The sequence below is a fragment of the Arthrobacter oryzae genome (assembly GCF_003634095.1).
In the GTDB taxonomy this organism is placed as follows: domain Bacteria; phylum Actinomycetota; class Actinomycetes; order Actinomycetales; family Micrococcaceae; genus Arthrobacter; species Arthrobacter oryzae.
Genome location: NZ_RBIR01000002.1, coordinates 111,862 through 134,918 on the forward strand (window position 1 = coordinate 111,862; position 23,057 = coordinate 134,918).

The window sequence follows — 23,057 nt, forward strand, 5'->3', positions numbered from 1 at the left end:
GCCAAACTGTGGATAACGGCTCCAGCCGGGGCCAACGGTGGCAAAATGGACACATGCCACGATTCCTGACTCTCGCAGACGTTGCCGAGCAGCTCCAGATCAATTCGCCGGCCGCCTATGCACTCGTGCGCAGCGGTGAACTCAAGGCGATCCAGGTAGGCGGACGCGGCCAGTGGCGGGTCGAGGAGACGATGCTGGAGCAGTACATCCAGGAGCGCTACGCCGAGGCCAGCCGCATGATCGAAGAGGCCAAATCGAAGTCTGCCGGGCGCTGAGCCTACTGGCCGAGTACGGCTAGCCGCCCGCGGCGCCGCCGGACCTGATGGCTGCCAGCGCGGCAAAGGGGAGGGTCAGCACCTGCCGGACAGTCCCCGGGCGCCGGTCCGTGTCCTCCGGGAGCAGTGCCAGATCAAGGAAGTCCCGGCCGACCGTGTCGATGACGCCGTGAAGTCCTGTCCCGACCGGGCCGCGTGATACCAGTATTGTCAGCCGGGCCCGGTTCCGGGCGAGCCCGCGCAGGGCACTCGCCAGACCAAGGCGCTGGCGCACCTTTGACGGTTCGGAGACCGCCAGCCGCGAAAGACCGCCATAATGCACCGCCGCGGCGTACGGGACGAGTACTTGGTGTCGGGGTTCATCAAGGACCAGGGCTTCGCTTCCCGCGTGGCTTAGGGTTCCCTCGAACGCCGGTCCCGAGCCCACGTGGACCCGGATGCAGAGGCCCAGGGATCCGCGAAGACGGTCCGCGATCTCCACGCCCGCCGAGTCAACACGGGCGCGCTCGGCGATTTCCGCCTCAAAGTCCAGCCGCCGGCGCGCGGCAAGCTGTGCCTCCATGTCTTCAAACAGGGCGTCCCACCGCATTGCGCCAGCGTAGGCGTGCCTTCCCCGCCGGTCAATCCACAGGCAACGGACAAGGTCTAGACAAACACAATCCTTTGGGGTCAGACTGGCATCAATTGGATCAAAGAACATCAAATCACCTCAAACGGCATCAAATGCTGATGGGGCGGAGGGAGGTAGCGGTCATGGACAAAGCAGCAGCGCCGAATCCCCGTCCCCGGCAGGCCGTTCGGGCGGACGCGGCCATGGCAGCCGTGATCTTGTTGCTTGGGGTCTTTCTTGCGATTACGGGAAGTTTCCTCGTCCAGCGCTGGCACGCAGCCTCCTCGCGCCAACAGTCACTGTCCTTCGAGGACCAGCTCGGGATCGCGGCAAATACCGCCGGCCTGATCGTCATCACCTGGTGGGTCATCTCGCTGGCCATTGCGGTCGCCGCCGCCCTCCTCGATCGCCTCGGCAGGACGCGAGCAGCGGCCGCCACGGCCCGGTTCAGTCCGGCCTTCATGCGCAGGCTCGTGCTCGCCGCCGTCAGCCTCCAACTGCTGGGCGCCCCGCTGGCTACGGCGGCAACCACGCACGACGCGCCCGGCCCCGGCCAGCCGGTCTCGACAGCGGTTTCCACAGCGGTTTCGACGGCGGTTTCAACGGCGTGGACGCCTTCGCCTGGCGTTGGCCCGTTGCCCACGCCCCGTCCGGCATCCGAACCGACGTCCGAACCGGCGCCAGACACGGCTCCGGAGCCGAACGACCCGGCGGCCGGTTCCGCGGTGGACGCGCGCTGGAAGCCTGCTGCCCCGGAGGTGGCCGCGGGCCCCCTGACCGCCCGGCATGTCCGGACGCAGGACTCCCCCGGCGCCCGCAGAGAGATCACGGTCCGCTCGGGTGATTCGCTGTGGAGCATCGCCGCAGCGTCGCTTGGACCTCTGGCGTCCGACGCCGAGATTGCCCGGGCATGGCCGCGGCTGTATGCGGGCAACCGCGAAGTTATCGGGACCAACCCGCATTTCCTGCGGCCGGGGCAGGTGCTTATCCTCCCGCCTGGAACCTGAAGGACCATCACGCAAATGCCGGAACGCTCGGTCACCAGAGCTGGTGAGCCACGGCGCAAGAGTTCATTCAGCACGAAAAGGTAATCCAGAACAACAGCTCAGCCAGCATCAGCCACCAGCAAAGGAACCGTCATGAATGCAGTCACCGGGATCCGCTCCGCTGCGGCAACCCCAGCCGCGTCCCTCCCCGCACTCCGGGTTGTGCCGGGCAGCGCGGCGCCGGCCCCTCACCCCGCCACGCCTCCCCCGCCCTTGCACGTGGTTGATGAAGCCCGCGATATCTGCGCGATATCCCGCAGCACCGTCCAGGCGGCCATTGAAGTCCTTGCCGGGACACGGCCGGCCCAGCAGCTCTCCCGCCGCCTGGACCCTCGATGCCTGGCGGCCCTGCAGCACCGCGCCGCACTGACCCGGCGGGTTGCCTCCGGGAGTTCGCCCACGGCTGGCCGGCCGCACCGCAATCCGTCCGTCCGGTCCGTCCGGGCCTGCCGGGTATCGGATCACGTGTACGAGGCCAGCGCGGTGGTGGTCGAGGAGTCACGGGTCCGCGCGGTCGCGTTACGGCTCGAACGCGGCACGGCGGCCTGGCGCGTCACCGTGCTGGAGATCGGCTGAGCTTCACGCCGCGCGCGGCAAGACTGGCCAGCAGGGGGCCTGAGACGGCTCCCGTCAGGAAAGGAGGGCGGAAACGCGGGAGGACCGGAACAATCGTTCCGGTCCTCCCGCGTTTCATTGGTGCCTAGCGCCGCTTCTTCTTCGCCGCGCGGCGTCCGACATCCTGCGTTGCAGCCTTGGCCGGGTTTCCCGAACGGCCGGAGCCCTTCGCCTCGATCCGGGTCTCGGCCGCGCCGTCCTCGCCGGGAGCGGTGTACTGCAGCTGCGCGGGCTTCTCCGGGGCTTCGAGTCCGGCAGCATGGATCTGCGGCTCGTGGTGCTCCGTGTGCTGGCCTGCGGCGTCTGCCACCACGACGTCCTCGGCCGGTGTCACTTCCACGTCGAGGTTGAACAGGAAGCCGACACTCTCCTCGCGGATGGCTTCCATCATGGCCTGGAACATGATGAAGCCCTCGCGTTGGTATTCCACCAGGGGGTCGCGCTGGGCCATGGCCCGCAGCCCGATGCCCTCCTTGAGGTAGTCCATCTCGTAGAGGTGCTCCTGCCACTTCCGCCCGATCACGGACAGGACCACGCGGCGCTCGAGCTCGCGCATGCTCTCCGAGCCGATCGCCTGCTCCCTGGCCTGGTAGACCAGCCGGGCGTCGGAAAGGATCTCTTCCCTCAGGAAGTCGACGGTCACGCGGGACTTGCCGCCCGCCTCGTCAATGACATCGCGCGGCGTGAAGCTCACGGGGTACAGGGTTTTGAGGTTGGACCACAGCAGGTTGAAGTCCCAGTCGTCCCCGGTGCCCTCGGCCGTGGCCGCGTCGATGAAGGCGTTGATGGTGTCTTCCAGGAAGTACTGGACCTTCTCGTGCAGGTCGTCGCCTTCGAGGATGCGGCGCCGGTCACCGTAGATGGCCTCGCGCTGGCGGTTCAGGACGTCGTCGTACTTCAGCACGTTCTTGCGCTGCTCGGCGTTGCGGCCCTCCACCTGGCCCTGGGCCGAGGCGATGGCGCGCGAGACGAGCTTGGATTCGAGTGCGACGTCGTCCGGTACCGAGCTGTTCATGAGCCGTTCGGCCGCGCCGGAGTTGAACAGGCGCATCAGGTCATCGGTGAGCGAGAGGTAGAACCGGGACTCGCCGGGGTCGCCCTGGCGGCCGGAGCGGCCGCGCAGCTGGTTGTCGATGCGCCGGGACTCGTGCCGCTCGGTGCCGAGCACGTAGAGCCCGCCCAGGTTGAGCACTTCCTCATGCTCGTCCTTGACGGCCTGCTTGGCAGACTCGAACGCCTCGGGCCATGCGGCCTCGTACTCCTCGGAGTTTTCCTCCGGGTCAAGGCCCCGTTTGGCGAGTTCGGCGACGGCGGTGAACTCGGCGTTGCCGCCGAGCATGATGTCCGTGCCTCGTCCGGCCATATTGGTCGCGACGGTAACGGCGCCCTTGCGGCCGGCCTGGGCCACGATCGACGCTTCCCGGGCGTGGTTCTTGGCGTTCAGGACCTCATGCCGGACGCCTTCCTTGGCCAGCAGCCGGGAGAGGTATTCGCTCTTCTCGACGCTGGTTGTGCCGACGAGGACGGGCTGGCCCTTTTCGTGGCGTTCGGCGATGTCCTTGACCACGGCGTCGAACTTGACGGTCTCATTCTTGTAAACGAGGTCGGCCTGGTCGATCCGCTGCATGTCGCGGTTCGTGGGGATGGCCACGACGCCGAGCTTGTAGGTGCTCATGAACTCGGCGGCCTCGGTCTCGGCCGTGCCGGTCATGCCCGCGAGCTTGTCATACATGCGGAAGTAGTTCTGCAGCGTCACGGTGGCGAGCGTCTGGTTCTCGGCCTTGATCTCGACGCCTTCTTTGGCTTCGATGGCCTGGTGCATGCCCTCGTTATAGCGGCGGCCGGCGAGGATGCGGCCGGTGTGCTCATCGACGATCAGCACCTCGCCGTCGAGGATGACGTAGTCCTTGTCCCGCTTGAACAGTTCCTTGGCCTTGATGGCGTTGTTCAGGAAGCCGATCAGCGGAGTGTTGGCGGACTCGTAAAGGTTATGGATGCCGAGGTAGTCCTCGACCTTTTCGATGCCTGCCTCGAGGACGCCGACGGTGCGCTTCTTCTCATCGACCTCGTAGTCGGTCTCGGGCTGCAGTCGCGTGACCACCTTGGCGAACTCGCTGTACCAGCGGTTGGTGTCGCCCTGGGCAGGGCCGGAGATGATGAGCGGGGTGCGGGCCTCGTCGATGAGGATCGAGTCCACTTCATCGACGATGGCGAAGTGGTGGCCGCGCTGGACGAGTTCGGAACTGTCCCACGCCATGTTGTCGCGCAGGTAGTCGAAGCCGAATTCGTTGTTGGTGCCGTAGGTGATGTCCGCGGCATACTGCTCGCGGCGCAGGGCGGGGTCCTGGTTGGACAGGATGCAGCCGCTGGTCAGGCCGAGGAAGCGGTAGACGCGGCCCATAAGGTCCGACTGGTATTCGGCGAGGTAGTCGTTCACGGTGACGACATGGACGCCCTTGCCGGTGAGGGCATTGAGGTAGGCCGGAGCAGTGGCCACCAGGGTCTTGCCTTCACCGGTCTTCATTTCGGCGATGTTGCCCAGGTGCAGGGCGGCGCCGCCCATGAGCTGGACGTCGAAGTGGCGCAGGCCGAGGGTGCGGGAGGACGCTTCACGAACGGCCGCAAAGGCCTCGGGCAGCAGATCGTCCAGTTTCTCGCCGTCCTGGTGGCGGGCGCGCAGACGGTCGGTCTCTTCCCGCAGCTCGGCGTCCGAGAAGGTTTGGAAGGAGCTCTCCAGGGCATTAATGGAATCGGCATAGTTCCGCAGTTGCCGCAGGGTTCTCTTGTCACCTGTGCGGAGAAGTTTTTCGATAAGTGATGCCACGTGAAGTTGCTCCCAGTCTCAAGCTGCCGAATTCTGGCGTGATTTAGTCTACGGGAGAGACGCAGGGCCCGGGGCGCCTGTTCCCTCATAGCGGATACTGCTCATTGCCGGGCAGCCACGGCCTCGGCGAGCGCCGGCGCAAGGTCCCCTGTTCGGGACACATCTACCCCGCCCAGTCCCAGCCACTCTGCCATGAGCTGCAGTTCCGCGGCGAGTTCGACGGCGGTGTCCGCCGGCGCGCCGGATTCCGCGTGGGCGGTCCTGACCAGAAGCCGGCCGCCGGCGCGGTCCGCTTTGAGGTCAACCCGGGCAACGATGGCGTCGCGCAGCAGGAACGGCAGGACGTAGTAGCCGAACCGCCGCTTGGGCTCGGGGGTGTAGATCTCAATCCGGTAGTGGAATCCGAAAAGTTCCTCAAGCCGGCGGCGTTCGAACACCAGGGAGTCGAACGGGCTCAGGAGCGCACGTCCCGTGGCTGAGCGCGGGAGTCTGGCCTCCGCGTGACGGTACAGGGGCCGGTCCCAGCCTGCCACGGTGACGGGCAGCAGCCGGCCGGCGTCCACGAGGTTCCGGACGGCGGCCGCGGCGGCTTTCTGCGGCGTCCGGAAATAGTCTGCGAAGCACCGCACGGTCCCGATGCCGTGGGCGAGGGCCGCGGCATCGATCAGCCGGTCCATCGCGGCGGCCGCGTCCGGTTCAGGGGTCAGCCCTTCACCGGCCGGCCCGGGCAGCACCCGGCTGGTGAGGGTGTAGCGCCGTTCGAAGGATTCGGTGCGGGAGGCAGCGGAAACCAGCCCTTCCTCGAACAGATGTTCCAGCACTCTCTTGACGGCGTTCCAGTTCCAGCCCCAGTTCTCCCGCTGCCGATCCTCCACGTGGCCAAGCCTTGCTGTCAGTTCTGCGGCGGTCAGCGGTTTCCCGGCCGCCAGGGTTTCCAGAACCCGGGCGGCCACGCCATTGCGCAGTTCGGGGTCCATGGCGTGCGCTCCCACCCATGTGCGGTTCTGCCACTGCACCAGATCGTGAAAGTGGTCCGGCCGGATGAAGCAAGCTTCGTGGGCCCAGTACTCCATCATCCGGCGCGGGTGGGTCCCCGCCATCCGTTGCAGGATGGCTCGGTCGTAGTTGCCCAGCCTGGAGAAGAAGGGCAGGAAGTGGCTGCGGGACACCACGTTGACGGAATCGATCTGCACCAGGTGCAGCCGGGCAAAGGTACGGCCCACCGCCCGTGCGCTCACGGGTCCGGCGGGCCGTACCTTGTCCAATCCCTGGGCTGCCAATGCGATCCGCCGTGCCTGTGCCAGGCTCAGCGATGCTTGCACGTCAGTCCCTTCGTTGGATGGTCTGCACCAGCTTATGCGCTGGCGGACTCATCCTCGGAACGATAGGCCAGGATTTTATCTTCCAGGCTCGAATGTCCGGGCTCGCACGTCTGGTCCAGGGAGATGACCCCGTAGGTCCAGCCGTCGCGGCGATACACGACCGACGGCGCTTTGGTTTCCTTGTCCACGAAAAGGTAGAAGTCGTGACCCACAAGTTCCATGTTGTCGACGGCGTCATCGAGCGTGAGCTGGGCCGCGGGGAACACCTTCCGGCGGATCAGCACGGGCGAATCGCCGGCCGGAATATCGTTCTCGACCTCGTAGGGCGACTTCTCTGCCGCCGGTGCCGGGCTCTCCTGCTGCTGCGCCGCCTCGACGTAGAGGGGCTCGCTGGGACTGGCCGGCTCCAGGGTTGCCGTCGCCTCGGTGACCGACTTCGGGGTATGCCGGCCGTGGTGGACCTTTCTGCGGTCCCTCGCCCTGCGAAGGCGTTCAAGAAGCTTGTTGTAAGCGAGATCGAACGCGGCGAACTTGTCAGCGGCACTCGCTTCTGCGCGGATTACTGGGCCGCGGCCCAGGACAGTCAACTCAACCGTGAGCGATTCGGCGGTCTGGCGGGCTTTGGTCTCTTTGGTAACCTTCGCGTCTACCCTCTGGACCTTATCTCCCAACGAGGCGATCTTTGAGATCTTGTCGTCGGCATATTCGCGGAACCGGTCTGAGACCGTCAAGTTGCGTCCGCTGATCATGAACTCCATGGTGCCCTCCAAATGACTTCGGTGACACGACGGCGGTACTTCCCGGGGGCCGATCTGAATGACAGTCGAGCCCCTTTCCGAGCCGCTATCGACAGGTACATCTGTTCTTGGTACCCATCTTCGACGTTAGTTCATAGCAACCTGTTATTCATCCTTTTCCGGTTTATTTTTTTGCTCCCCGCCACCCGGGCCCGCCACGGCGGGGCTGACGGCTTGGCCGTCGGAAGGAGCCGGCGGGCGTGTCGCGGCCACCGCGACAGCGCCGGTGACAAGGGCTCCTGCTGCCCGCAGCGCACGGGCCGCCTCCGCCACCGTTGCACCCGTCGTCAGCACGTCATCGATGATGATGCAGGGACGTCCCGCGACGCTCGGGGACCACGGGCCGGCCCGCGCGCGCATGGATCCCCGCACGCGCCGGGACCGGGCGCCCCGGCTCAGTCCCTTCTGTCCGCCGGGCTGGTCACGGACGCCTGTCAAGGGCACCCGGCTCCGCGCAGGCGGCACGGTTTTCCGCAGGGCGTCCGCGACCGTGAACCCCGGGATTGAGCCAGCACGGAGCAGCCGGCGGAGCAGCAGATGGACAGGGCTGAAGCCCCGCTTCCGGAACGCGGCGGAACTTGTGGGCACAGGGACGAGGGCCACGCCCTGCGCCTGGCCCGCAGCGGCGTGGACCGCCCGCGCCAGGGCCTGTGCCAGCTCGCCGGCCAGCCTGGACTGGCCGTGGCTCTTGAAGGACAGCAGGCACTGCGCCAACTCGGCCCGGTACGCCCCTGCCGCCACGACGGGAAGCAGGGCGGAGCCGTCCACGTCCACCAGCGCCGGTGCCTGAAGCTCAGCCCGGAACGGCCGCAGGGTCAACAAGCGGAGCCGCCGGGAGCACACGCCGCAGAGCGCGGCATCCTCGGCGCCGCAGCAGACGCAGTCCACGGGCATGACCAGGGCAAGCACCTCGGCCGCGGCTGCCGCAGTCAGATCGGCCAGCCGTGCCAGCGGCCGGTCGTAGCTGCCGCGGTGCCGCGCTGCCGCCGGCGCAGGCGGTGCCAGGTCCGGATCTGTGGCCGGCCGCCGCCGGGTTGTGTGCTTCATCCTCCGATCGTGGACCGGGGAGGCCAGCGGCGGTAGCGCCGCGCGCCGCTATGTGGACAATCTGTTGCCGGCACGCTCATGCCCGCAGGCGCCCCGCTCCACCGGCGGCGGCCCTTGTCCCCCGCCGGTCAGCTGCCCTGCCGGCATGGCCTGTCAGCCGGGGAAGGACGGATCGATGGGGCCCTTGAGCCGGGGTGACCAGCCATTGCCGAGACGTTGGAAGATCCCTTCCGCGGACTGGCCGTAAATCTCCGCCGTCCCGTTGCCTGCGCTGAGTCCGGTCAGCCCGGGCCACGGCGCCAGCTGCTGCGGCTGCGCCGAGGTCAGTGACAACAGCTCGGGGGTGACGGAGTCGCTGGCGGAGGATTTCATGACGGCGACGGTGGTGTCATCCACCCAGACCCCCTGGTCCGGATTCTGGGTGGTCAGGAGCGTCAGCGGCGCTGCGAGGTCCCTCGGGGTGCCGTCCGTGTTCCGGATGATCCCGGTGATCTGGACTTTGCTTTTGCCGTTTTGCTCGGAAATGACAAGGGCGCGCGTGCCGTCCCGGGAAATCCGGAAGTCCTTGACGGTCCGGCCGGCAAGCCATCCCGGCGCAAGGGTCACCGTGGGCACGCTCGCGTTCGTCGGCATGTTCACCGGCCGGTAGGCCACCACCTCGGTGGCCCCGCCAGCACCCGGTCCGGCGGTCCAGACCCAGTCATAGCGGCCGAACGAGGGCCTGGAAAGGGTTGCCCTGGTGGTCAGGGCCCTGGCGGCCTGGCCCGGAACAATCGAGTACAACGTGGTGCGTGCGGCGTTGAGGAACGCGACGGTCTGCGACTCGGTCGACTCCGCCGGCGCCCGAGGCGACAGCGCGGCCACGGACCGGATGTCCGGCAACGGCGATAGCCGGTTGTTCTCGTACCGGACCAGGTCATTGTTGCTGACGGCAATTTGGTAGGCGGGGACGTTCTCGTTGCGGACCGGGGGCAGCACCGTGCCGTTGTCCTCGACGCGCACCAGGTCCTGGTTGGCCCGGAGTTCAACGTTGATGACATCGGGCTGACTGCGGAAGGTCAGGGCCAGCTGTGTCTGCATCCGCAGCCGGTCCTCGTTGGAAGCCTCCACCAGGTCCTTGGCCGTCAGGTCCACTTGGGCCGCGCCTGAAACCACGGGCACGGACTCCCGCGCCAGCTTGATGCCCGAGGGGAAGGCGCTGACGACGGCGCCCTTGAGGTAAGGGGCCGGTCCGGCCAGCAGGGCACTCGTCATGGCCTTGACGGTCTTCTTCCGGATGAACCAGCGGACATCCGGAACCGCGTAGGTGAAGGTGGGGTCGTAAAAGTAGATCGGGTAGGCGCCGTAGATAACCTTGAAGGTCTCTTCCGGGATGGCCGTGCCGTCCGGGAGATTGGAGATTCGCCACTGGCCGTCCACCTGGGTCAGCGTGACAGGTATGTTCTCGGTGGTGCCCTCGGGAAGCTGCGTGGCTACGCCGTCGGCGTCCACCGAATAGGCGAGGTCGAGCTGGTAGTTGAAGACGTTTTCGACGCCGGTAGCCACCACCGTGGCCTTGCGGAACACGAGCGTCCGCTGGTCCGGCTTCCACGTCACCGACGACGCCTGGGTAAGGTACTGCCGGGCGACGGCGTAGTCGTCCTCATACCCGCTGCCGGCCAGGTAGAAGTCTTCAATCACTGACTCCGGACCGGCACCGGGACGCGGCGCGGCCGGGAAGAAGACCGGGGCGTTGGGGTTGCCCGCGCTCTCGTCGGTGCTTTTGCCCACCGGCCCCGAGCGCGGAATCTGGGCGCACGAGGTCAACAGGAGCAGGACGACGGCAAGGAGCGCGGCCCCGGCCCGGGTCAATTTGTTGGAACTACCGCTCATGCCCTACCCTCCGTGGTGCCGGTATCAGGGCGGCCCGCAGGACCTCCATGCCGGACCGCTCCGCCGACTGTTGCGCCGCCGCCGTCGGCGGGGAAGCCGTCAGCCCTGGTGCCGCCAATTGCTGTGCCGCGCGTTCCCGGCGTTTCCGCGGGAGGCGTCTCGGCGGGCAACGGGTCGGCGGGCAACGTCTCAGCGGGCAGCGTCCCGGCGGGCAGCGTCTCAGCGGGCGGCGGGTCCAGCAGCAGGACTGTCCGTTGGTTGCCGGCCTCCGGGAGCCCGACGTTGACCGGTTCGAGCTGCAGCGGTGACCGGGTGATGGGCTCGTCCCGGCGCAGCGGAAGGGTAAGCCGGAAGTTTGAGCCGTTGCCCTTGCTCCCCCAGGCCTGCAGCCAGCCGTTGTGCAGCTTGGTGTCCTCGGCGGCGATCGACAGTCCAAGCCCGCTGCCGCCGGTGGTGCGGGCGCGGGCGGGATCGGCGCGCCAGAAACGGTCGAAGACCCGCGCGGCCTCGGCCGGAGTCATGCCGATGCCGTGGTCCCGCACGGCCACGGCCACCGCGCCGGCATTGGCGGCCACGGAGATGTTCACCGGCCGGCCCTCCCCGTGTTCGAGCGCATTCAGGACAAGGTTGCGCAGGATACGGTCGATCCTGCGGTCGTCCATATCAACGATGATGCTGCCGGCAGGGGCGTTGAGGGTGACGGCGGATCCGTACTCCGCGGCAACCGGCGCCACTCCCTCGATGACGTGCGAGACGAGCTGCACGATGTCCGTGGGTTCGGCGTCGAGCGTGGCCGCGCCGGCGTCAAAGCGGGAGATTTCCAGCAGATCCGCCAGGAGCGACTGGAACCGTTCCACCTGGTTGTAGAGCAGCTCGGCGGAACGCTTGTTGACGGGGTCGAAATCGTCGCGGCTGTCGTAAAGGACCTCCGCGGCCATGCGCACCGTGGTCAGGGGCGTGCGGAGCTCGTGGGACACGTCGGAGACGAACCGCTGCTGCATCTGGGAGAGCGTGGCCAGTTTGGTGATTTGCTCCTGCAGGCTTGCGGCCATGTGGTTGAACGAGGCGCCGAGGCGGGCGACCTCGTCCTCGCCCTTGACCACCATGCGCTCCTGCAGCTGGCCGGCGGCGAGCTTTTCGGAGACGACGGCGGCATGGCTGACCGGGCTGACCACGTTGCGGGTGACGTACCAGGCGACGCCGCCGATCATCAGCACCAGAAGGGCACCGCCGGCCAGGAGGACGTTCTGGATCTCATCCAGCGTCTTCTGCGCCGTGTTGAGGTCGTAGATGAGGTAAAGCTCGTAGACGGTGCCGTTGAAGGTCACTTTGTTGCCGACCGCGATGCCGGGCCGGTCCTCGGTCCCCACCGGAAACTGTGTGGAGGCCCAGTACTGGTCCTTGCCCGAGTCCTGTACCGCTTTGCGCAGGTCCGGCGGGATGACGCCGATGGTGAGCTGGTCGGAGGCCCGGGACTCAACCCAGCGGTTGCGCGGCTTGGTCTGCTCCGGCATCGCTTCGAAGACATAGCGCCGCTGGATGACCGACCCGCGGCCCTCCACGGCGTTCAGGGTGTCATAGACCAAGGTGATGACGCTGGACTGGTCCGTGACCTGGGCGCCGTCGAACGTGTCCTGGACCTGCTTGACGTTGTAGCGCGTCTCCGATTCGGCTTGCGCGAGCCGCTCCTGGAACAGGTTATTGGCGATCTGGTTGGACAGGTAAGCCCCCACGACCGCGAACGAGCCGATAGCCAGCAGGAGCGTGGTGAGTACGGTCCTGAATTGCAGAGAACGCCGCCATTTCCGCTGCACGGCACGGAGCAGGTAGCGGATCCCGGGCAGGAGGCGGCTCGCCCCCGTGTGGACCAGCCGCGCAACCCGGACAGCGACGATCCTGGCGCGCTTGGCCCACAGCCGGGTCCGGAACGCGAGTCTGCGCCAAGCCGCGGGCCCGCCGCCGCCCGGCTGGGAATGGGGCGCCGGTTGTGCGGACGCGGGCTGCGCGGGCGGCTGAGTGCCCGGCGCCGCATCCGGCGTCGCGCCGGGAAAGGTGCCCGGCGCTGCCTCGGGAGCAGCGTCGAGCACCGCGGCCGGGCCTTTGCTCTGGGGGACGCTGCGGTCCGCCGGCTCAGGAACCTGCTTTATAGCCGACACCACGAACCGTCAATACAACTTCGGGGGCTTCCGGGTCACGTTCGATCTTGGACCTCAGCCGCTGGACATGGACGTTGACCAGCCGGGTGTCGGCCGCGTGCCGGTAGCCCCATACCTGTTCGAGGAGCAGTTCACGCGTGAACACCTGCCATGGTTTCCGGGCCAGCGCGACGAGCAGGTCGAATTCCAGCGGCGTCAGCGAGATCCGGTCGTTGCCGCGGCTGACCAGGTGTCCGGCGACGTCGATCGTGACGTCGGCGATCCGCAGGGTTTCCGGGGGCTTCTGGTCGCCCGGGCGCAGCCGTGCCCGGACCCTGGCCACGAGCTCGGCGGGTTTGAACGGCTTGGGCACATAGTCATCGGCACCGGATTCGAGCCCGCGGACCACGTCCGAGGTGTCCGCTTTGGCCGTCAGCATCACGATCGGGACGTCCGACTCGGCACGGACCAGGCGGCAGACTTCGATGCCGTCCATACCCGGGAGCATGAGGTCGAGCAGGACGAGGTCCGGCTTCGAGGAGCGGAACACGTCCAGCGCCTGTCCGCCGTCGGCGCAAAAGACGGCTTCAAAGCCGTCATTGCGCAGCACAATACCGATCATCTCGGCGAGCGCCTCGTCATCGTCCACTACCAGAATGCGTGCCTTCATAGTTATATATTCCCCCATTGAATTGGCTTTGTCGTATCGGCGGCCCACCGGCATGGCGCAAGCGGGCCGGCCCAGGCCTTCGGAAACCCCCGGGCGCACAGGAAGCTGTGACAATTGCCGCATTGTCCTGCATGCTGTGCACAGGCCCAGTGAACCGGCCCGGACCGCAGGAGGACCCCGTGAACACCCCCATCTATGAGCGCGCCCTCGGCAGCGACTTTTCCCGACTCCAACCGCAGCTCCAAGAATACTTCGCCCTGGCCCCGGGATCCGGCCACTACGGCGTCGGCGAGGGAGTGTTCGAGGTGGTCGGCTGCCGCCAGGACTGGCTGCGTCCGCTGCTGCGCCTCACCGCCGGCGAGCAGGCCTTCTTTCCAGAGTACGGCGAGGGCATTGACTTCCGGATCGAGAACCATGCCCATGTGGACCCGTTTGGCAGGTCAAGCCTGACGGCCCGGCGGGAGATCTTCTTCCCGGGCACCACCCGGCTGTTCCAGGACACGACGAGTTTCGATGACTCCGGGCACCGTCCGGGGCTCGTGGATTATGTCGGCAGGTTCCGGCGGCTCGTCACCGACCTCAACCTCAGCGTCACCCCGGAGGGCCGGCTCCGCGGAGTGTCCGAGGCGTCCCGGCTGTTTCTGGGCCCGCTCCGGATTCCGCTGCCGGCGGCCCTCGATGCCAAAGCCTATGCCGAGCAGTGGTGGGAGCCTCAAGACGGCGGACGGCACCGGATCCAGGTCAAGGTGATCCAGCCCCAGCTCGGCCTGGTGCTGGTATATGCCGGCTATTTCGACTACCGGCTTGAGCCCTACCCCGGCGGGATGACGGCACCGGGCTTCCTGCCGGGGTACGCGCGCCCGGACGGCTGGGAAAGCAGGGTCTGAACTAGCACCTGGCGCACCCGGCGCAGCCGTCAGCTGGCGCCGGCCCCCGCGCTACCCGAGGGCGAGCTGGTTGAGCCCGTCAGCCACCTGGGTCAGGCGGGTCAGGACCGCCGTCGCCGCCGCGGGCGAGTGCCGCGCCAGCCCTTCGGACGGAGTGACCCGGAGCGCGCCCAACGTCGACGCGGGAAGGCCCAGCTGCCGCCACGGCCGCCACACGCTTTCCACAACGTCGCCAACCCTGGGCAGGGCCGCGGAGGGGACGCCCACGTCCAGCGCGCCGGCCCAGAGGCGTTTGCCGTCCTCCACCGCACCGGCGAGCTGTTCCCACTGGCGCGAGGTCAGTGCCTTCAGCGGCACTGCGATTCCGTCCGCGCCGGCCGCGAGGATCCGTTCGAACGGCGCCTCGACCTCGGCGACGGCCAGCACGATTTCGACGGCGCCCGCGGCGCGGAGCGCGTCGATGACCAGCCGCCAGGACTCGGTGGCTTCCTGGCCATGCACAGAGCGCAGGGTCCGGTAACCGCTCGAGGTGGGAATCGTGCCGGCCAGCACGGAGGCAATTTCCGGCTCATCGATCTGGACCACAATCCGGGCACCGGGAGCGGCCGCGGCCACCCGTTTGAGATAGCCGTCCACGCCGGCTGCCAGCGACGCGGCGATGTCCCGGCGGGCGCCGTAGTCGATCAGGGCACGCTCGCCGTTGTGGAGGTGCAGGCCGGCGGCCAGGCTGAGCGGCCCGCGTAGCTGGATCTTGATGTCATCCGCGGGCGCCTCCTCGGCACCGATCACGTCCGCCAGGATGTTGATGTCGGTGGACAACGCCGATTTTGCCCGCTGCAGGTCCTTCCCGGGGCGGTCCACGAGCCGCCAGCCGTGCGGCTGGACGTCGACGGCGAGTTCCACGAGCAAGGACGCTGTTCGGCCCAGGGCGTCGGAGCCTACACCTCGGTCAGGAAGCTCGGCCAGGAACGGCAGGTGCGGGCTGCCGAGTTCACCGCGGATGATCTTGGCGGCCTCAGCCGGGTCCTCGCCGGGCCACGGGCCGAGGCCGGTCGCGGTGACCTGGCCTGGGGTGGGCAATGCTGTGCCGGTCACGGGCTAGGCGTCCGCGTCGCGGGCGGCGTCTGCGGCGCCGGAGGCCTGGGCGGCGGCTTGATGGTCCTCGGCGATGGCCTCATGATGCCGGATGACCTCGCCGATGATGAAGTTCAGGAATTTCTCCGCGAAGGCCGGGTCCAAGTGGGCCTCGGCGGCCAGGTGACGGAGCCGGGCGATCTGCGCCGTTTCGCGGCCGGGATCTCCCGCGGGCAGCTTGTGGGCTGCCTTGAGGAAGCCAACCTTCTGGGTGGCTTTGAAACGCTCGGCCAGGAGGAAGACCAGGGTGGCATCGATGTTGTCGATGCTCGAGCGGATCGACAACAGTTCCGCCATTACCGCCGGATCCACGGAACCGGCCAGGGAGCTCGCCGCCGGGTCGTAGGAATCGGTATCAGGAATATTGAGGTTCTGCTCGGTCATTGACCCAGTCTAGGGGCACGGCGGCCAATGCTTTCTGCTGTTAAGCGCCGTTGCTAAGCCTCTGCTAAGGGCCGTCGGGGGCGCGTGCCGGTCACCCAAAGTTGTGCATAGCAACGGACATGCCCACCGTCCGAAGAAGCGAACAGCGGGCATGTCCAGTGGCTGCGCGCGTGGCAGGCGCCGCCTGCGGTCCTTGGCGGTTAGCTGTGGAGCACAGCCTTGAACGCCTCGCGGCGCCTGGCCTGTTCGTCGGGATCCGGAACGGGCAAGGATGCGATGAGCTTCTTTGTGTAGTTGTGTTGCGGGTTGCCCATCACCTGATTACCGAGCCCCTGCTCCACCATCTTGCCCTTGTAGAGCACGCCGACCCAGTGGGAGAGCATGTCCACCACGGCGAGGTCGTGGCTGATGAACAGCGCCGCGAAGCCGAATTCCTGCTGGATCTCCTTGAACAGTTCCAGCACCACAGCCTGCACGGACACGTCCAGGGCCGAGGTCGGCTCATCGGCGATGAGCAGCTTCGGGTTCAGGATGAGCGCCCGCGCCAGGGAGGCACGCTGGCGTTGCCCGCCGGAGAGTTCATGCGGGAACCGGTCAGCGTACGACGCCGGCAGCTGCACTGACTCCAGCAGCTCGCCCACCCGCTTGCGCGCCTCGGCCGGGGTCGGCTTGGAGTGGATGATCAGCGGTTCCGCCACGCAGTCGCCAATAGTCAGCTGCGGATTGAACGAGGCCGCCGGGTCCTGGAACACGAAGCCGATCTCCTTGCGGAGAGGCTTGAAGGTGCGCTCCTTGTAATTGAGCATTTCGTAACCCAGCACCTTGAGGCTTCCGCCCGTGGTCCGGTTGAGCCCGGCGATCGCCCGGCCGATGGTGGTCTTGCCGGAGCCCGACTCCCCCACCAGGCCGAAAACTTCGCCTTCGGACACGGTGAAGCTGACGCCGTCGACGGCCTTGAAGGCCGGGCTGCCCAGCCGTCCCGGGTACTCGATGGTCAGGTTCTTGGCCTCGACCAATACCTTGCCGCCCTGGTGGGCGCGTTCGGTCATGCCTTCGGACGCGGAGTTGCGGCCCAGGTGCGGGACGGCGGCCAGGAGCTTCTTCGTGTAGTCCTGCTTGGGCTCGGCGAAGAGCACCCGTGCGGGCGCCTCCTCCACGACGTCGCCCTGGTACATGACCACCACGCGGTCGGCGAGGTCGGCGACAACACCCATGTTGTGCGTGATCAGCACGATGGACGTCCCGTACTTGTCGCGGAGGTCCCGCAGCAGCTCCAGGATCTCCGCCTGGACGGTGACGTCCAGGGCCGTGGTGGGCTCGTCGGCCACGATGAGGCCGGGGTTCAGGGCCAGCGCGGCGGCAATGACGACGCGCTGCTTCTGGCCGCCCGAGAACTGGTGCGGGTAGTAGTTGACCCGTGTTTCCGGGTCCGGGATGCCCACCTTGCGGAGGGCCTCGATGGCGCGGGTCTTGGCCTCCTTGGCGGAGATCTTGTTGCCGCTGCCGGTGTCAGCATGCGCCCGGATGCCTTCGGCAATCTGCCAGCCGACGGTGTAGACCGGGTTGAGGGCCGTGGACGGCTCCTGGAACACCATGGCGACGTCGCGGCCGCGGATCTGCCGCAGCTTCGCCGCGCTGACGGTGATGACATTGTTGCCGTTGATCAGGACGGCGCCCTGGCTGGTTGCCGTCTCCGGCAGCAGGCCCAGGATGGTCTTGGCCGTCACGGTCTTGCCGGATCCGGATTCGCCAACGATGGCGACAACCTCACCGGGGTTGACTTCGAGGCTGACGTCCTTGACGGCGAAGACGTCGCCGCCGTCGGTCGCGAACGTGACCTTGAGGTTCTCGATGTCCAGGACGGGGCCGGAGCCGCGGCCCGGCCGGTCGATGTTGGTGGTCATGAACTGCTCGATTCTGCTTCAGTTGCGGCCTGCGCGCCGGCGGTGGGGACGGGGCCGGCGGGAGCCTTCTTGCTCCCGGCCTTCTTGCGGCCCCTGAGACGCGGATCGTTGAGATCGTTCATGCTCTCACCGACCAGGGTCAGCCCCAAGACGGTCAGGACGATCGCCGTACCGGGGTAGATACCCGTCCACCAGATGCCCGAAGAGGCGTCGGCAATGGCTTTGTTCAGGTCGTAGCCCCATTCGGCGGCGGAGGACGGTTCGATGCCGAATCCCAGGAAGCCAAGCCCGGCCAGTGTCAGGATCGCCTCGGAAGCGTTCAGGGTGAAAATCAGTGGCAGGGTGCGGGTGGCGTTCTTGAAGATGTGGCGGCCCATGATGCGGATGCTGGAGGCACCCACTACCTTGGCTGATTCGACGTACGGCTCAGCCTTCAGCCGGATGGTCTCGGCACGGATCACGCGGAAGTACTGCGGGACGAACACCACCGAGATGGAGATGGAGCAGGCAACGATGCCGCCCCAGAAACTGGACTGGCCGTGGCTGATGACGATGGACATCACGATGGCCAGCAGGAGCGACGGGAAGGCGTAGATCGCATCGGCGATCACCACCAGCATCCGGTCCAGCCAGCCGCCGAAGTAGCCGCTGATGAGGCCGAGGGCGACGCCGAGGAAGATCGACATGGCCACGGCGACGATGATGACCACCGCAGCCGTCTGGGCACCCCAGATCACGCGGGAAAAGACGTCGTAGCCGCTGACCGTGGTGCCCCAGATGTGGGCCGGGCTGGGGGGTTGCTGCGCCGGGAAGGTACCCGCCGCGTCGCTCAGCTGGGCATAGCCGTAGGGTGCGATCAGCGGCGCAAAGACGGCCGTCAGCAGGAACAGGGCGGACAGCACCAGGCCGGTGACGAGCATGCCGCGCTGCAGCCCGACGCTCGTCCGGAAATGAGAGATTACCGGCAGCCGGTAGATGAGGGGCTGCTTGCGCCCGCTTACTGTGGTTGCATTCATGGCTAGTACCTCACTCGCGGGTCGATCAGGGCTGCGACGACGTCGACGATGAAGTTCGTGACGGCAACGATGACCGCAAGGAACACGACGATGCCCTGGACGGCGACGAAGTCGCGGGCGTTCAGATATTGCACCAGCTGGTAGCCGAGGCCTTTCCACTCGAACGTGGATTCGGTGAGGACGGCGCCGCCGAGCAGGAGGGCAATCTGGAGCCCCATGACCGTGATGATCGGGATGAGGGCAGGCTTGTAAGCGTGCTTGGTGACGAGCCGGAAATTGCTGACGCCGCGGGACCTGCCGGCCTCGACGTAGTCCTTGCCGAGCGTGCCGATGACGTTGGTGCGGACCAGCCGGAGGAAGACCCCGGCCGTCAGCAGCCCGAGGGTGACTGCCGGGAGGACTGAATGGGCCGCGACGTCGCCGTAGGCGGCCATGTTGCCGCTGCGCAGCGCATCGAGCCAGTAGATCCCGGTCGGTGCGGCCAGGCTTCCCATGGCCAGTTCGGTCCGGGTGGAGGCGCGTCCCGCGACGGGCAGCCAGCCGAGCCAGACCGAGAAGGTCAGCTTCATCAGCAGGCCGGCGAAGAACACGGGGGTGGCGTAGCAGAGAATGGCAAAGAACCGCAGGAAGGCGTCCGGTGCCTTGTCGCGCTTGTAGGCGGCGATGAGCCCGAGCGGGATGCCAACTAGCAGCGCCACGATCAGGGCGTTGATGGCCAGTTCCAGTGTCGCCACGCCAAAGGTCATGACCATTTCGACAACGGGGCGGCGGTCGGTGATGGTGGTGCCGAAGTTGCCGGTGGCCAGCTGGCCAACATATTCAAAGTACTGCACGAGGATCGGACGGTCGTAGCCGGCCTCGTGGATGCGCTGTGCCAGCGCCTCCGGGGGAAGCCTGCCGCCCTGGGCGGCAGTGATGGGGTCGCCGATGACCCGCATCAGGAAGAAGACCAAGGTCACCAGGATGAAGATGGTCGGAATGATCAGGAAGAACCGGACCAGGATATAGCTCCCCAGGCCCCCACCCGAGGATTTTTTCTTTGACGGAAGGAGTCCGTCGGCGTCGCTTGGCGGCGCCTCTATCAATGTTGTCATTGGTACCTAAACTTGTGCTTTCGCGGCCATGGGCCGGCCCCGTGAATTGCAAGGTGCGGCTCTGACCAGCAAAGGCGGGGCGCCTCGAGGGCGCCCCGCCTCGCAGGCTGGTCAGAACCGCATGGATGCAGCCTTACTTGGAAACAGTTCCCAGACGGAACTTGAAGGAGGCGTCGAGGGTGGTATCGACACCCTTGACGCCGGTGCCGGAAATGGCAACCTGCGCGCCCTGGAGCAACGGAAGCGTGGAGATGTCCTTGGCGAGGGCATTCTGGGCATCCTTGATCGTGGACTCGCGCTGAGTCTTGTCGACGGTGGTGAGCTGCTTGTTGATCAGATCCGTGACAGTGGGGTTGTTGTAGTGGTTCTTCAGGAAGCCGCCATCCGGGAAGAACGGGGTCAGGTAGTTGTCGGCGTCGCTGAAGTCCGGGAACCAGCCAAACTGGAACAGCGGGTATTCGTCGGCCCGGCTGGCCTTGCTGTAGGTGACCCACTCCGTGGACTGCAGGTTGACCTTGAACAAGCCGGACTTTTCCAGCTGGTCCTTGATCATGGCGTACTCGTCGCCAGAGGACTTGCCGTAGTGGTCCGGGTTGTACTGCAGGTTCAGAGACACCGGCGTTGTCACGCCGGCGTCGGTCAGGACCTTCTTTGCCTTGTCCAGGCTGGGCTTGCCGGCGTCGCCGTAGGCGTCCTTGAATGATTCGTTGGCGCCGAGGAAGCCGCTGGGGACGTTGGAGTACAGGGGCAGGTAGGTGCCCTTGTAGACCTGGTCCGCGATGGCCTGGCGGTCAACGAGGTTGGCGATGGCCTGACGGACGGCGAGAGCCTTGGCGGGACTGGCCTCCGCGGTCTTGGCGCCGTACGGCATGGTGTTGAAGTTGAACGTGATGTAGCGGATTTCGCCGCCGGGGCCAACGTTGACCTTGACCTTGGAGTCCTTCTTCAGGTCATCGATGTCCGTGGCGCTCAGGGAGCGGTTTGCGACGTCGATGTTGCCCTGCTGGATGTCCAGCTTCATGTTGGTGGGGTCCGCGTAGTACTTGATCGTGGCGGCGTCGTTGGCCGGCTTGCCGAGGACGCCCTTGTAGTCCGGGAACGCCTTGAAGCTGATCAGCTCGTTCTTCTTGTACGTGTCGATCGTGTACTGGCCGTAGAACGCCTTGGCCTTGACGATCGAGTCATCGTCCAGCAGCTTGTCGGCCGGGAAGACTTCATCGTCCACGATCGGCGCGGCGGGGCTGCTGAGGATCTGCGCGAAGGTCTGGTCGTTTGCCAGCTTCAGCTTGAAGACAACGGTGTTGGCATCGGGGGCGTTGACGCTGGCGACGTTGGCCAGCAGGCTCGCGGGGCCGGCGGGATCATTGATCTTGATCTGCCGGTCGAAGGAGAACTTGACGTCCTTGGAGTCGAGCGTGTGTCCGTTGGCCCACTTCAGTCCGGGCTTGAGCTTGACCGTGTATTCGGTCGGCGTCGTGAAGGACGCGGACTCGGCCAGGTCCGGAACGGGATCGGCACTGCCAGGCTTCGAGTTGAGCAGGAAGGAGTAGATCTGGTTCATCACCATGAAGGAGCCGTTGTCGTACGAGCCCGCCGGATCCAACGCCGTGACCTTGTCCGTGGTGCCGTAGGCGATTGGACCGCTCGCGGCGGCTGATGACCCGCCAGTGCCGCCGGACGGTCCCGTGCAGGCCGTCAGTGCAAAGGCGGAAACCCCGGCAAGCGCGATGACGCCCTGCCAGGCCTTTTTGTTCATTGCCATCTGTGAACTTTCTGTTCGATGCGTTCTAGCGCAGCCCGAAGTCAAACGAGTGACTCGTCGGGCGGCACGCTTTGCTGATCCCTTGATTCAACCAGACAATCATTCGGTGAAACGTTGCATTTTGTGAGTTGAGACACAAAATTTACACGATTCGAAGGTTTCTCTCATTTTCTTCAGAATTCCGTCCGGTTCTTCGACAGGCGCGCGGAGCGGAACGGGAGGCGACGGGCGAGGAACGGCGGCGGAACGCACGCGGACTACAGACGACAAAGGCACGATGAATCGCCGCAGCGTGCAGACGACGAAGGGCCCCACCGCCCTGAACTGTTCGGTGGGACCCTTCGCTGGACTCGGGTGTGGCTGGCCTACAGGGCGGCCCGCTGCAGCGAGCGAGCGGCGTCAATGGTGGCCTGGCCCAGCACGCGGCTCCCCTGGTAGAGGACCACAGTCTGGCCCGGGGCCACGCCGCGCAGCGGCTCCTCGAGGGTGACCACGAGCCCGTCCCCGGCCATGTGGGCGCGTGCCGGAACCGGGTCGCCGTGGGCGCGGACCTGGGCGTAGCAGTCGAAGTCCTCGCCCGTGGCCACTTCGGCAATGGGCAGGCCCGCCCAGGAGACTTTGATGCCGCGGATTTCGTCGATGGCGAGCAGCGCCTCCGGGCCCACCACCACCTTATTTTCCTTCGGCCGGATCTCCAGCACGAAGCGCGGCTTGCCGTCTGCCGCCGGGGTGCCAAGCTTTAGGCCCCGGCGCTGGCCGACAGTGAAGGCGTTGGCGCCGGGGTGTTCGCCAACCTTGGCCCCGGACTCGTCCACGATGTCGCCCGTGGTCATTTCGATCTTTTCGGCCAGCCAGCCGGCGGTATCGCCGTCGGGGATGAAGCAGATGTCGTGGCTGTCGGGCTTGTTCGCCACTGACAGGCCGCGGCGCTCCGCTTCCGCACGGACCTCGGCCTTTGACGGCGTGTCAGCGAGCGGGAACATCGAATGCTTGAGCTGCTCGTGGGTCAACACACCGAGCACGTAGCTCTGGTCCTTGGCCCAGTCCGCGGCGCGGTGGAGCTCGGGATTGCCGTCCGCGTCGGTGATCACCTTGGCATAGTGGCCGGTGCAGACGGCGTCGAAGCCCAGCGCGATGGCCTTCTCCAGCAGGGCGGCGAACTTGATCCGCTCGTTGCAGCGCATGCACGGGTTGGGCGTGCGCCCGGCGGCATATTCGTCGATGAAGTCCTGGACGACGTCTTCCTTGAACCGCTCGGAGAAATCCCAGACGTAGTACGGGATCCCGAGGATGTCGCAGGCGCGCCAGGCGTCGCGCGAGTCCTCGATCGTGCAGCAGCCGCGGCTGCCCGTTCGCAGGGTGCCCGGCATCCGGGAGAGCGCAAGGTGGACCCCGACGACGTCGTGTCCCGCTTCGACCGCGCGGGCGGCGGCAACGGCGGAATCAACGCCGCCGCTCATGGCTGCAAGAACTCGCATACTGGCTTTCTCTAGCTGTCGGGGGTAGGGCCGGCTTGGGCCGATCTGTGGCACGGGACGGCGGCACGAATGAAAACAACGATTCGGACGGTACCCCTTGGGCCGGATAGCACAAAGCCTGCGGCCCCATTCTATCGCCACGCCGATTCCCCGCCCAAAACCCCTTGACCTGCAGCGGACGGCGA

At 66.6% G+C, this 23,057-nt stretch carries 19 protein-coding genes; 4 read left to right on the forward strand and 15 right to left on the reverse strand.

The features are described 5' to 3' along the window. Positions 1 to 53: 53 nt before the first annotated feature. A complete protein-coding gene (locus tag C8D78_RS04845; protein WP_120950787.1) occupies positions 54 to 275 on the forward strand; it encodes a helix-turn-helix domain-containing protein in 222 nt (73 codons plus the stop codon). A gap of 19 nt (positions 276 to 294) precedes the next feature. Here C8D78_RS04845 and C8D78_RS04850 read toward each other — a convergent pair whose 3' ends face one another. Beyond that, positions 295 to 864: a hypothetical protein gene (locus tag C8D78_RS04850; RefSeq protein WP_120950788.1), complete on the reverse strand. Its 570-nt coding sequence runs from the start codon at positions 862 to 864 to the stop codon at positions 295 to 297. Between the two features lie 164 nt (positions 865 to 1,028). On the opposite strand from C8D78_RS04850, the gene C8D78_RS04855 reads away from it, so the two are divergent. Further along, positions 1,029 to 1,892 (forward strand): LysM peptidoglycan-binding domain-containing protein, encoded by an 864-nt coding sequence (locus tag C8D78_RS04855; RefSeq protein WP_120950789.1) that lies wholly within the window; start codon positions 1,029 to 1,031, stop codon positions 1,890 to 1,892. Positions 1,893 to 2,024: 132 nt separating this feature from the next. Then, positions 2,025 to 2,507: an Rv3235 family protein gene (locus C8D78_RS04860; RefSeq protein ID WP_120950790.1), complete on the forward strand. Its 483-nt coding sequence runs from the start codon at positions 2,025 to 2,027 to the stop codon at positions 2,505 to 2,507. Positions 2,508 to 2,631: 124 nt separating this feature from the next. Here C8D78_RS04860 and secA read toward each other — a convergent pair whose 3' ends face one another. The 7 genes from secA to mtrA form a co-directional block, all read right to left on the reverse strand. Then, the gene (gene secA, locus C8D78_RS04865; RefSeq protein WP_120950791.1) at positions 2,632 to 5,370 is read right to left on the reverse strand and encodes a preprotein translocase subunit SecA; all 2,739 of its coding nucleotides are present in this window, start codon (positions 5,368 to 5,370) and stop codon (positions 2,632 to 2,634) included. A gap of 101 nt (positions 5,371 to 5,471) precedes the next feature. Beyond that, positions 5,472 to 6,692 carry a winged helix-turn-helix domain-containing protein gene (locus C8D78_RS04870; protein WP_120950792.1) on the reverse strand — a complete coding sequence of 407 codons (1,221 nt, stop codon included), beginning with the start codon at positions 6,690 to 6,692 and terminating at the stop codon, positions 5,472 to 5,474. 32 nt (positions 6,693 to 6,724) lie between these two features. Then, positions 6,725 to 7,450, reverse strand: coding sequence for a ribosome hibernation-promoting factor, HPF/YfiA family (gene hpf, locus C8D78_RS04875; protein WP_120950793.1), 726 nt, complete (start codon positions 7,448 to 7,450; stop codon positions 6,725 to 6,727). A gap of 144 nt (positions 7,451 to 7,594) precedes the next feature. Further along, positions 7,595 to 8,536: a ComF family protein gene (locus tag C8D78_RS04880; RefSeq protein ID WP_120950794.1), complete on the reverse strand. Its 942-nt coding sequence runs from the start codon at positions 8,534 to 8,536 to the stop codon at positions 7,595 to 7,597. Positions 8,537 to 8,689: 153 nt separating this feature from the next. Beyond that, positions 8,690 to 10,408, reverse strand: coding sequence for an LpqB family beta-propeller domain-containing protein (locus C8D78_RS04885; RefSeq protein ID WP_120950795.1), 1,719 nt, complete (start codon positions 10,406 to 10,408; stop codon positions 8,690 to 8,692). Then, complete coding sequence (mtrB, locus tag C8D78_RS04890) at positions 10,405 to 12,567, reverse strand: MtrAB system histidine kinase MtrB (protein ID WP_425266672.1); 2,163 nt, start codon at positions 12,565 to 12,567, stop codon at positions 10,405 to 10,407. The genes C8D78_RS04885 and mtrB overlap by 4 nt, the downstream gene beginning before the upstream one ends. Next, positions 12,539 to 13,213: an MtrAB system response regulator MtrA gene (gene mtrA / locus C8D78_RS04895; protein WP_120950796.1), complete on the reverse strand. Its 675-nt coding sequence runs from the start codon at positions 13,211 to 13,213 to the stop codon at positions 12,539 to 12,541. The genes mtrB and mtrA overlap by 29 nt, the downstream gene beginning before the upstream one ends. Positions 13,214 to 13,392: 179 nt before the next feature. Here mtrA and C8D78_RS04900 point away from each other — a divergent pair, with 179 nt between their 5' ends. Beyond that, positions 13,393 to 14,100 (forward strand): DUF4166 domain-containing protein, encoded by a 708-nt coding sequence (locus C8D78_RS04900; RefSeq protein ID WP_120950797.1) that lies wholly within the window; start codon positions 13,393 to 13,395, stop codon positions 14,098 to 14,100. A gap of 51 nt (positions 14,101 to 14,151) precedes the next feature. Here C8D78_RS04900 and C8D78_RS04905 read toward each other — a convergent pair whose 3' ends face one another. The 7 genes from C8D78_RS04905 to mnmA all read right to left on the reverse strand — a co-directional run bounded on the left by C8D78_RS04905 (position 14,152) and on the right by mnmA (position 22,872). After that, a complete protein-coding gene (locus C8D78_RS04905; protein WP_244208263.1) occupies positions 14,152 to 15,195 on the reverse strand; it encodes a uroporphyrinogen decarboxylase/cobalamine-independent methonine synthase family protein in 1,044 nt (347 codons plus the stop codon). Between the two features lie 3 nt (positions 15,196 to 15,198). Beyond that, entirely contained in the window at positions 15,199 to 15,618 is a 420-nt protein-coding gene (locus tag C8D78_RS04910; protein WP_120950799.1) for a chorismate mutase, read from the reverse strand. A gap of 200 nt (positions 15,619 to 15,818) precedes the next feature. Next, the gene (locus tag C8D78_RS04915; RefSeq protein WP_120950800.1) at positions 15,819 to 17,522 is read right to left on the reverse strand and encodes an ABC transporter ATP-binding protein; all 1,704 of its coding nucleotides are present in this window, start codon (positions 17,520 to 17,522) and stop codon (positions 15,819 to 15,821) included. Next, positions 17,519 to 18,538 carry an ABC transporter permease gene (locus C8D78_RS04920; protein WP_120950801.1) on the reverse strand — a complete coding sequence of 340 codons (1,020 nt, stop codon included), beginning with the start codon at positions 18,536 to 18,538 and terminating at the stop codon, positions 17,519 to 17,521. Before C8D78_RS04920 ends, C8D78_RS04915 begins: the two co-directional genes overlap by 4 nt. 2 nt (positions 18,539 to 18,540) lie before the next feature. After that, positions 18,541 to 19,632 carry an ABC transporter permease gene (locus C8D78_RS04925; protein WP_120950802.1) on the reverse strand — a complete coding sequence of 364 codons (1,092 nt, stop codon included), beginning with the start codon at positions 19,630 to 19,632 and terminating at the stop codon, positions 18,541 to 18,543. A 133-nt stretch (positions 19,633 to 19,765) separates the two neighbouring features. Then, positions 19,766 to 21,394 (reverse strand): ABC transporter substrate-binding protein, encoded by a 1,629-nt coding sequence (locus tag C8D78_RS04930; protein ID WP_120950803.1) that lies wholly within the window; start codon positions 21,392 to 21,394, stop codon positions 19,766 to 19,768. A 365-nt stretch (positions 21,395 to 21,759) separates the two neighbouring features. Next, positions 21,760 to 22,872 carry a tRNA 2-thiouridine(34) synthase MnmA gene (gene mnmA, locus C8D78_RS04935; protein ID WP_120950804.1) on the reverse strand — a complete coding sequence of 371 codons (1,113 nt, stop codon included), beginning with the start codon at positions 22,870 to 22,872 and terminating at the stop codon, positions 21,760 to 21,762. Positions 22,873 to 23,057 lie beyond the last annotated feature (185 nt).

Bases quoted from the DNA above. Each gene is read 5' to 3' on its own strand.
- C8D78_RS04845 (WP_120950787.1), top strand. From the start codon at position 54: ATGCCACGATTCCTGACTCTCGCAGACGTTGCCGAGCAGCTCCAGATC.
- C8D78_RS04850 (WP_120950788.1), bottom strand. From the start codon at position 864: ATGCGGTGGGACGCCCTGTTTGAAGACATGGAGGCACAGCTTGCCGCG.
- C8D78_RS04855 (WP_120950789.1), top strand. From the start codon at position 1,029: ATGGACAAAGCAGCAGCGCCGAATCCCCGTCCCCGGCAGGCCGTTCGG.
- C8D78_RS04860 (WP_120950790.1), top strand. From the start codon at position 2,025: ATGAATGCAGTCACCGGGATCCGCTCCGCTGCGGCAACCCCAGCCGCG.
- hpf (WP_120950793.1), bottom strand. From the start codon at position 7,450: ATGGAGTTCATGATCAGCGGACGCAACTTGACGGTCTCAGACCGGTTC.
- C8D78_RS04880 (WP_120950794.1), bottom strand. From the start codon at position 8,536: ATGAAGCACACAACCCGGCGGCGGCCGGCCACAGATCCGGACCTGGCA.
- C8D78_RS04885 (WP_120950795.1), bottom strand. From the start codon at position 10,408: ATGAGCGGTAGTTCCAACAAATTGACCCGGGCCGGGGCCGCGCTCCTT.
- mtrA (WP_120950796.1), bottom strand. From the start codon at position 13,213: ATGAAGGCACGCATTCTGGTAGTGGACGATGACGAGGCGCTCGCCGAG.
- C8D78_RS04910 (WP_120950799.1), bottom strand. From the start codon at position 15,618: ATGACCGAGCAGAACCTCAATATTCCTGATACCGATTCCTACGACCCG.
- C8D78_RS04915 (WP_120950800.1), bottom strand. From the start codon at position 17,522: ATGACCACCAACATCGACCGGCCGGGCCGCGGCTCCGGCCCCGTCCTG.
- C8D78_RS04920 (WP_120950801.1), bottom strand. From the start codon at position 18,538: ATGAATGCAACCACAGTAAGCGGGCGCAAGCAGCCCCTCATCTACCGG.
- C8D78_RS04925 (WP_120950802.1), bottom strand. From the start codon at position 19,632: ATGACAACATTGATAGAGGCGCCGCCAAGCGACGCCGACGGACTCCTT.
- C8D78_RS04930 (WP_120950803.1), bottom strand. From the start codon at position 21,394: ATGGCAATGAACAAAAAGGCCTGGCAGGGCGTCATCGCGCTTGCCGGG.
- mnmA (WP_120950804.1), bottom strand. From the start codon at position 22,872: ATGCGAGTTCTTGCAGCCATGAGCGGCGGCGTTGATTCCGCCGTTGCC.